This is a genomic window from Citrobacter sp. (assembly GCF_050252275.1).
GTDB lineage: Bacteria > Pseudomonadota > Gammaproteobacteria > Enterobacterales > Enterobacteriaceae > Citrobacter_A > Citrobacter_A amalonaticus.
On sequence record NZ_JBFWLF010000197.1, the window covers coordinates 1 to 8,627 of the forward strand.

The 8,627-nt window shown below is 53.7% G+C and carries 9 protein-coding genes; 4 read left to right on the top strand and 5 right to left on the bottom strand.

All coding sequences use genetic code 11. The annotated features are described in order from the left end of the window. Positions 1-75 precede the first annotated feature (75 nt). Positions 76-774 (top strand): envelope stress response regulator transcription factor CpxR, encoded by a 699-nt coding sequence (gene cpxR, locus AB7E14_RS16005; protein WP_001033731.1) that lies wholly within the window; start codon positions 76-78, stop codon positions 772-774. Next, positions 771-2,144, top strand: a complete 1,374-nt coding sequence (gene cpxA / locus AB7E14_RS16010) for an envelope stress sensor histidine kinase CpxA (protein WP_044328277.1) — start codon at positions 771-773, stop codon at positions 2,142-2,144. The genes cpxR and cpxA overlap by 4 nt, the downstream gene beginning before the upstream one ends. A 116-nt stretch (positions 2,145-2,260) precedes the next feature. Here cpxA and yiiM read toward each other — a convergent pair whose 3' ends face one another. Next, entirely contained in the window at positions 2,261-2,935 is a 675-nt protein-coding gene (gene yiiM, locus AB7E14_RS16015) for a 6-hydroxyaminopurine reductase (protein ID WP_042998904.1), read from the bottom strand. Positions 2,936-3,087: 152 nt separating this feature from the next. On the opposite strand from yiiM, the gene AB7E14_RS16020 reads away from it, so the two are divergent. Beyond that, entirely contained in the window at positions 3,088-3,978 is an 891-nt protein-coding gene (locus AB7E14_RS16020; protein ID WP_216082034.1) for a dihydrodipicolinate synthase family protein, read from the top strand. 85 nt (positions 3,979-4,063) lie between these two features. Here AB7E14_RS16020 and kdgT read toward each other — a convergent pair whose 3' ends face one another. Together kdgT and sodA are read right to left on the bottom strand one after the other, a co-directional pair. Further along, entirely contained in the window at positions 4,064-5,047 is a 984-nt protein-coding gene (kdgT, locus tag AB7E14_RS16025; protein ID WP_044328279.1) for a 2-keto-3-deoxygluconate transporter, read from the bottom strand. 193 nt (positions 5,048-5,240) lie between these two features. After that, positions 5,241-5,861, bottom strand: a complete 621-nt coding sequence (gene sodA, locus AB7E14_RS16030) for a superoxide dismutase [Mn] (protein WP_044257452.1) — start codon at positions 5,859-5,861, stop codon at positions 5,241-5,243. Positions 5,862-6,147: 286 nt separating this feature from the next. Here sodA and rhaT point away from each other — a divergent pair, with 286 nt between their 5' ends. Next, on the top strand, positions 6,148-7,182 hold the full coding sequence (gene rhaT / locus AB7E14_RS16035; protein ID WP_316962767.1) for an L-rhamnose/proton symporter RhaT: 1,035 nt from the start codon (positions 6,148-6,150) through the stop codon (positions 7,180-7,182). Here rhaT and rhaR read toward each other — a convergent pair. Next, positions 7,179-8,027 carry an HTH-type transcriptional activator RhaR gene (gene rhaR, locus AB7E14_RS16040; protein WP_316962768.1) on the bottom strand — a complete coding sequence of 283 codons (849 nt, stop codon included), beginning with the start codon at positions 8,025-8,027 and terminating at the stop codon, positions 7,179-7,181. The two genes, rhaT and rhaR, sit on opposite strands and share 4 nt — an antisense overlap. Positions 8,028-8,167: 140 nt before the next feature. After that, on the bottom strand, positions 8,168-8,627 hold a 460-nt coding region (locus tag AB7E14_RS16045; protein ID WP_428169664.1), incomplete at its 5' end, for a helix-turn-helix domain-containing protein.

Here is an 8,627-nt window from a genome sequence, read left to right on the forward strand (position 1 = left end):
GGGGTGTAAAACAACGTAAAGTCATGGATTAGCGACGCCTGATGACGTAATTTCTGCCTCGGAGGTACTTAAACAATGAATAAAATCCTGTTAGTTGATGATGACCGAGAGCTGACTTCCCTGTTAAAGGAGCTGCTCGAAATGGAAGGTTTCAATGTGCTGGTTGCCCACGACGGGGAGCAGGCGCTTGAGCTTCTGGACGACAGCATTGATTTACTTTTGCTTGATGTGATGATGCCGAAGAAAAACGGTATCGATACGTTGAAAGCGCTTCGCCAGACACACCAGACGCCCGTAATTATGCTGACCGCCCGCGGCAGCGAACTGGATCGCGTACTCGGCCTTGAGCTGGGTGCAGATGACTATTTACCGAAACCATTTAACGATCGTGAACTGGTCGCCCGTATCCGCGCGATCCTGCGCCGCTCGCACTGGAGCGAACAGCAGCAGAGCAGCGATAACGGCTCGCCGACGCTGGAAGTGGATGCCCTTAGCCTTAACCCGGGCCGCCAGGAAGCCAGCTTTGATGGTCAGACGCTGGAGTTAACTGGTACCGAATTCACCCTGCTCTATCTGCTGGCGCAGCATCTCGGCCAGGTGGTATCGCGTGAACATTTGAGCCAGGAAGTGCTGGGTAAACGCCTGACGCCTTTCGACCGTGCCATCGACATGCATATCTCCAACCTGCGGCGCAAACTGCCGGAGCGGAAAGACGGGCATCCGTGGTTTAAAACTCTGCGTGGTCGCGGCTATCTGATGGTTTCCGCTTCATGATAGGGAGCTTAACCGCGCGCATCTTTGCCATCTTCTGGTTGACGCTGGCACTGGTGTTGATGTTGGTACTGATGTTACCCAAGCTCGACTCACGCCAGATGACCGAGCTACTGGACAGCGAACAGCGCCAGGGGTTAATGATTGAGCAACACGTAGAAGCTGAACTCGCGAACGATCCACCGAATGATTTGATGTGGTGGCGTCGCCTGTTCCGTGCGATTGACAAGTGGGCGCCGCCAGGACAGCGGTTATTGCTTGTGACTACAGAAGGACGCGTGATCGGCGCTGAACGCAGCGAAATGCAGATCATTCGTAACTTTATTGGTCAGGCGGATAACGCCGATCATCCGCAGAAGAAAAAGTACGGTCGCGTTGAAATGGTGGGGCCCTTCTCCGTCAGAGACGGGGAAGATAACTACCAGCTTTACCTGATTCGACCAGCCAGCAGTTCCCAATCCGATTTTATCAACCTGTTGTTTGACCGCCCGCTGTTGTTGCTGATTGTCACGATGTTAGTCAGTTCCCCGCTGTTGTTATGGCTGGCGTGGAGCCTGGCAAAACCGGCGCGTAAGTTGAAAAACGCGGCGGATGAGGTGGCTCAGGGTAACCTGCGTCAGCATCCGGAACTGGAAGCCGGTCCGCAGGAATTTCTTGCCGCAGGCGCCAGTTTTAACCAGATGGTGACCGCGCTGGAGCGGATGATGACCACGCAACAGCGTCTGTTGTCTGATATCTCACACGAACTGAGAACCCCGCTCACCCGTTTGCAACTGGGGACCGCGCTGTTGCGTCGTCGCAGCGGCGAAAGTAAGGAACTGGAGCGTATTGAGACGGAAGCGCAGCGTCTGGACAGCATGATCAACGATCTGCTGGTCATGTCGCGCAATCAGCAGAAAAATGCGCTGGTCAGCGAAACGATGAAAGCCAATCATCTGTGGGGTGAGGTGCTGGATAATGCCGCCTTTGAAGCCGAACAGATGGGCAAATCGCTAACGGTGAATTTCCCGCCGGGACCGTGGCCGCTGTACGGAAACCCGAACGCGCTGGAAAGTGCGCTGGAAAACATCGTCCGTAATGCCCTGCGCTATTCACACACGAAGATTGAAGTCGGCTTCGCAGTGGATAAAGACGGAATTACGATCACGGTGGATGATGATGGTCCTGGCGTCAGCCCAGAAGACCGTGAGCAGATTTTCCGCCCGTTCTATCGCACCGATGAAGCACGCGATCGCGAATCCGGCGGCACCGGTCTGGGTCTGGCAATTGTAGAAACCGCCATTCAGCAGCATCGCGGCTGGGTGAAAGCCGAAGACAGCCCGCTGGGCGGTTTACGGCTGGTGATTTGGTTGCCGTTGTATAAACGTTCGTAACGGTATTATGCCGGATAGTGGCGTAAACGCCTTATCCGGCCAACAAATCTCCACGAACGGTAGGCCGGATAAGTGTAGCGCCATCAGGCATTTTTTCCGTTGCCGGATAGCAGCGCTTATTTGCCCCACAAACGCCGGGATTGATCTTCGATTTTGCCGCTTAAACGGCGCTTTTGCATCGTTCGCGTCCAGCTCTTCGACAGCCCCGCCGCTGACAGTAAACGATGGTACTGTTCATCATCAAAAGGCATATGCCAGGCTATGGCGATCGCCTCCTGTACGCTGACGTCGCTTACGCGGGAAACCAGCTCCAGTGGCGCATCGGCTGACACCATGCCTGGCGCAATCACACTACACAGCCAACCCGTTTTGCCGCAGTTCTGCATCAGGCTCGCCATATCGCTAATACCAAAGTGGAAATTAAGCTTAAAGCACGGTGAGCGCGGCTGTGTGACCTGAATCAGCGCTTCGCCCCAACGGAAAATATCGCCGATATAGACATTGTGTTCCGTCAGGCCATCGGTAGAGAGGTTCTCACCAAACGCCGGGGCCACGAATTGATCCGCCTGATCGGGGAACTCCCGCGCCCAGTACAGATAATGTTCGCGCGGATAATGGCACAGCGCACGATCGGGCCCGCCGTGGATTTTCGTTTCTGCCTGTTCATCACCTTCCAGACCCAGTTCCGTCAGCATCAGTTCGCCATCGACCTGAATTTTGCCAATTGCACTGGGGCGGCTTCCCGCGTAGTCCTGAATCTTGCCGCTGAACACGTCTACTGGATATCGCATCTGGCCCTCTCCCTGATCAATTTGCCTTATTTAACCACAATTATTTTACCTCAACCGCGCAAAATGAGAGCAAGGTTCACACGACGCGCAAATATCCATGCTATCAATGGAAGTGATTTTGAAACGGCATTTCATAATAAGGAGTCAACAACGTGACAGGTCAAACGCAGTTTGCTGGCGTCTGGTGCCCCTCCATTACGCCAATGGATCAGGATGGTAATATCGATCTCAACGGTCTGAGCCAACACCTTCAACGCCTCACTGACGCAAAAATCGACGTGATTTTGCTGATGGGCAGTATCGGGGAGTTCGCTTCCTTCACCCTTGACGAACGCCTGCTGTTGATTCGCGAGGCGCGCGCCATGAGCCCATTGAAGATGGTGGCTAACGTCTCCTCCACCTGCATCCACGATGTCTTGCGGATGGCACAGGAAGCGTATCGCACAGGCTACGATGCAGTGATGGTTCTGCCACCCTATTACTACGGTCAAACGCCGAAGCAACTGCTGAGCTACTTCCGCCAGTTGGGGCAAAAGCTCAGCGGGAAATGGTTTGCCTACAATTTCCCGCCGCGCACTGGCAGCGACTTAACGCCGGATCTGGTTGCCCAGCTTGCCAGCGAGTTCCCGAACTTTGCCGGGATCAAAGATACCGTTGACTGTCAGTCGCATACCCGCAGAATGATCGAGGCAACGCAGGCCGTGCGTAACGACTTTGCCGTCCTTTCAGGCTATGACGAGTACTTCATTCCTAATCTGCTGGCTGGCGGCGCGGGGATTATCTCTGGGCTCAACAATGTGATGCCGGAGCTGTTTGTCAGCGCGCGTGAGGCGTTCATGGCCGGTGACCTGGCGGCCCTTCGCGATATTCAGCAGAAAATTGGCGTATACATGTCGATTTATGCCATCGGCGAAGATTTCGTCACCACCATCAAGACGGTGGTATCGCGCAAGTTTGGCTATTGCACAGGGGTTTCACGCAATGCGGGCGGCGAGTTGAACGAACACGATTGCCGGACGATTGATGAGGTGTTTGGTCGTTAATAGACAAGGCCCGGTGAGATTCACCAGGCCTTTTTATGACGCAAAAACAAGCCGGATAAGCGTAGCGCCATCCGGCATTATTGTATTATTTCACTGCATGCTGGATGTCGACTGCCGCCACTTTTGCTTTGACCTTCTTCGACCAGATGGAGGTGATAATCGGCACCAGGATTGATGTCACAATCACCGAGGTGGCGACCAGCGAAGTTGCAGCCGGTGCCATCGGTTTAAACGCGGGCACCATTTCTGCAATCAGTACCGGCGTCGCCACTGCAGCTCCTGCTGAGCTGGACGCCGCAATCCCTGCTGTACCGTCGCCGCCGCCAATCAGTTTATCGGCAATAATCAGCGGAATACCGGTGACGATAATCACCGCCACACCCAACAGAATACCCAACAGACCGGTCTGTGCTATCACGCTCAGATCGATGGTGTTACCCAGCGCAAAGGCGAAGAAAGGGATCAGCGTCTGGACGGCTTTACTGAAGAATTCACGCAGTTCCGGGTCAAGGTTACCCAGCGTAAAGCCCACCAGGAAAGGCAGCACTGCGCCGACAAACACATGCGGTTCAAACGACGCAATCCCGGCCGTACCGAGGATGATCATCGTCATCAGCGGTCCGGACTCTAGCGACATCAGAACAAATGCCCCGGCCTCTTCTTTGGTGCCGTACTGTTGCATAATGGACGCGTACAGCCCGCCGTTGGTCATGTCCATTGCCGCAACCAGCGCCAGTGTCGACAGCCCGGCAAAGAATCCTGCCTCCACGCCATGTTCAGGAATAATCCGCGAGGCAATCGCCGCCACTACCCACGCCACGGCAATTTTAGTCACCACCAGCGTCCCGGACTTACGCAGGACGGTACCCGTCGCGCTTAGCTTGATGGAGGCTCCCATGCAGAAGAACCACACGGCCAGAATAGGCACCGTGCCAGTGATCATCCCGTTGGTGAATGAGCCAAAATATTTCCCCGCGTCAGGAGAGAACGTGTGACACAACGCGCCCAGGAACAGAGGGACGAGCATCATGCCACCAGGAATTTTTTCTATCGTGCGTTTAATCTGCATTTCCATCACCTTCCGATGTAAAGATGTGTCAACGATAGACATTCAGCACAATAATAAAAGTGATCCCAACCACACAATAAAACAATGTTTCAATTTTTGTGGATCGCTGTTTTTCATTCGATTTTGATCACAAAAAAACCCCACCGGCCACGCCGACGGGGTCATATAAACGCGATGTCTTGTTAAATAAGACTTATTTTTTTGCAGCGAAACGCGCAGCCGCTTCGTCCCAGTTCACCACGTTCCAGAACTCTTTGATGTAGTCCGGACGACGGTTCTGGAATTTCAGGTAGTAAGCGTGTTCCCACACGTCCAGGCCCACAATCGGGAAGCCAGACGCACCAGAAATCGCTTCACCCATCAGCGGGGAATCCTGGTTTGCGGTTGAAACGACCGCCAACTTGTCGCCTTTCAGCACCAGCCAGGCCCAGCCGGAACCGAAACGGGTGGCGGCAGCTTTTTCGAATTCTGCTTTGAAGTTATCAACAGAGCCGAAATCACGTTCGATAGCCGCTTTCAGATCGCCCTGCAGGGTAGTGCCCTTTTTCAGGCCTTTCCAGAACAGGCTGTGGTTAGCGTGACCGCCCGCATTATTACGCAGAACGGTTTTCTTGTCGGCCGGTACCTGATCCAGTTTAGCGATCAGCTCTTCAGCAGACAGGTTAGCGAATTCAGGCAGACTTTCCAGCGCCGCGTTGGCGTTGTTTACATAGGTCTGGTGGTGTTTGGTATGGTGGATTTCCATCGTCTGCTTATCGAAGTGCGGTTCCAGCGCATCATAAGCGTACGGCAGGGATGGCAGTGTATAACTCATAATCATCTCCATTATTGTCGAGCGGCCGGGTGTTAACGCCGCGTAAGCAGTTGGTTCATTATAGTTAATTAAATGATATTGAAAATGATTATCAATGCCGTACTTTTACTAAGGTTATTACATTAACGTCTATTGCTGATTATGTGAGCCATATCACCCACTTAACCGGGTCTTTGCCAGAAAGGGAAAATCGCGGCAATCGGCAAAAGGTTATACATCTGCGCAATTTTTAAACTCATGACGTCGGAAGGCTAGAAACGACGATAAAAACAATGAGGATGATGTGATGAGTAACGCGATTACGATGGGTATTTTTTGGCATTTGATAGGTGCGGCCAGTGCAGCCTGTTTCTATGCCCCGTTCAAACAAGTGAAACAGTGGTCATGGGAAACCATGTGGTCGGTCGGTGGGATTGTCTCGTGGCTGATCCTCCCGTGGACCATCAGCGCCATGCTGCTGCCTGACTTCTGGGCCTACTACAGTTCATTCAGCCTTTCCACTCTACTGCCGGTGTTTCTGTTCGGCGCCATGTGGGGCATCGGCAATATCAACTACGGTCTGACCATGCGCTACCTCGGCATGTCGATGGGGATTGGCATTGCCATCGGCATTACGCTGATTGTCGGTACGCTGATGACCCCTATCATCAACGGCAATTTTGATGTGTTGGTTAACACCGAAGGCGGGCGTATGACGCTGCTCGGGGTGCTGGTTGCGCTGATTGGCGTCGGGATCGTCACCCGCGCGGGCCAGCTCAAAGAGCGTAAAATGGGCATCAAAGCCGAAGAATTCAACCTGAAAAAAGGGCTGTTGCTGGCGGTAATGTGCGGCATTTTCTCCGCAGGCATGTCGTTTGCGATGAACGCGGCGAAGCCGATGCATGAAGCCGCCGCGGCGCTGGGTGTAGACCCGCTGTATGTCGCACTGCCAAGCTATGTAGTGATCATGGGCGGCGGCGCGTTGGTCAACCTGGGTTTCTGTTTTATTCGTCTGGCAAAAGTGAAGAGCCTGTCGGTAAAAGCCGACTTCTCTCTGGCAAAATCGCTTATCATCACCAACGTGCTGCTGTCCGCACTGGGTGGCCTGATGTGGTATTTGCAGTTCTTTTTCTACGCCTGGGGCCACGCGCGCATTCCGGCGCAATATGACTACATCAGTTGGATGCTGCACATGAGTTTCTACGTGCTGTGCGGTGGTATTGTCGGTCTGGTACTGAAAGAGTGGAACAACGCCGGGCGTCGTCCTGTCAGCGTCCTGAGTCTGGGATGTGTGGTGATCATCATCGCCGCCAACATTGTCGGTCTGGGTATGGCAAGCTAATCCGTTGAATTACTGAGATGACGCCACTGACTGGGCGTCATCCCGGTTTCCCGCGTAAACACCACAGAAAAGTAATTACTGTCTTCAAAGCCACACTTCATCGAAATCTCACCGATCATCAGACGGCTGTGCTGAAGTAAATATTGCGCATGACAGACGCGAACCTGGCGCTGATACTGGTTAATCGTCATTCCGGTCTGGCTACGAAACTGCTGGCGCAGCACGCGTTCACTGCACGCTTCCCGATCGCAGAAGACATCCAGCGCAAACGGACGCTCCAGACTGGCGGCCAGCGCGGTAATCAGTTTATCCAGCAGCGTTTCGCTGGAGGTCGCTGGCAGCGTGTCGGTCGCATAGCGATGACGCTTCAACGTCATCACCAGTTGGCCAAAGAGCAGCTCCGCCATGTCGTTGGCGATCGGATCGTGCTGGTTACTTTCATGCTCAAGCTGGCTTATCACCTGGCGCGCCTGCGTCATACCCACACTACCCAGTCGCCAGTGCGGCTGTCGCGGTGTGCCGTTAAAACCCGGGATCGCGCTCTCCCAGCCCAGATTCAGCTTTAGCCGCTCCGGACAATAGATGATGTTCTGTAACACGAGATCGTTAACGGAGGTGTAAGAGTGCTTGTCTTCGGCGCGAATATAAAACAGATCGCCACGGGTGATGCGATAGGGACGCTCATTGAGCACATGCAGACCATTGCCGCGCCAGACGATCACCAGCTCACAAAAATCATGCGTATGTTCGGCAAACACATCCTGCGGATAGCGATCGGCGACAGCGACGGCCTGTCCGGCATTCGCAAAGAAGTCATCTTTTAGAAGAATCAGTTGATTCGCCACCTGAATATTCCTTGCCGGATGATGGCTTCGCCTTATCCGACCCGCAAATTACGTCAACACCCAGGCCGGATAAGATTTCCGGCATCACAGATCGATGATTATTAACATTCTGGCGGCGAAAAACGTTGATAGCATTCGCGTTACTGAAGTAACGCATCCCGTCCCTGGCGAATGTCGCGCGGCGACCAGTCAAATTCACGGCGAAACAGGGTCGAAAAGTGGTTACTGTCGCCAAAACCACAGCGATAGGCGATTTCTGTGACGCTTTCATCGCTATGACGCAACAGATGGCGGGCTTTGATTAAGCGCAGACGGTTAAGATAGCGCTGCGGCGTCAGCCCGGTCTGTTGTTTCAACTGGCGGTGCAGCGTGCGCAGGGAAAGCGAGAAGCGATCGGCCAACGCATCCCAGCAGACCTCCTCCGCAAAATGATCTTCCAGCCAGGCCATCAACTGGTTCAGGCGCGCATCGTTATTTTCCGCCCCTTCCATCAGGCTACTTTTGCGCAACAGCACCAGCAATTGCATAAACAGAATTTCACGATTAGCGACGCCGGGGAGATCGCTCTCATCGCCGTCCTGTTCCATTTTTGCCACCAGT

Excerpts from the sequence above, each read along its gene's own strand:
- cpxR (WP_001033731.1), top strand. The coding sequence starts at position 76 with ATGAATAAAATCCTGTTAGTTGATGATGACCGAGAGCTGACTTCCCTG.
- cpxA (WP_044328277.1), top strand. The coding sequence starts at position 771 with ATGATAGGGAGCTTAACCGCGCGCATCTTTGCCATCTTCTGGTTGACG.
- yiiM (WP_042998904.1), bottom strand. The coding sequence starts at position 2,935 with ATGCGATATCCAGTAGACGTGTTCAGCGGCAAGATTCAGGACTACGCG.
- kdgT (WP_044328279.1), bottom strand. The coding sequence starts at position 5,047 with ATGCAGATTAAACGCACGATAGAAAAAATTCCTGGTGGCATGATGCTC.
- sodA (WP_044257452.1), bottom strand. The coding sequence starts at position 5,861 with ATGAGTTATACACTGCCATCCCTGCCGTACGCTTATGATGCGCTGGAA.
- rhaT (WP_316962767.1), top strand. The coding sequence starts at position 6,148 with ATGAGTAACGCGATTACGATGGGTATTTTTTGGCATTTGATAGGTGCG.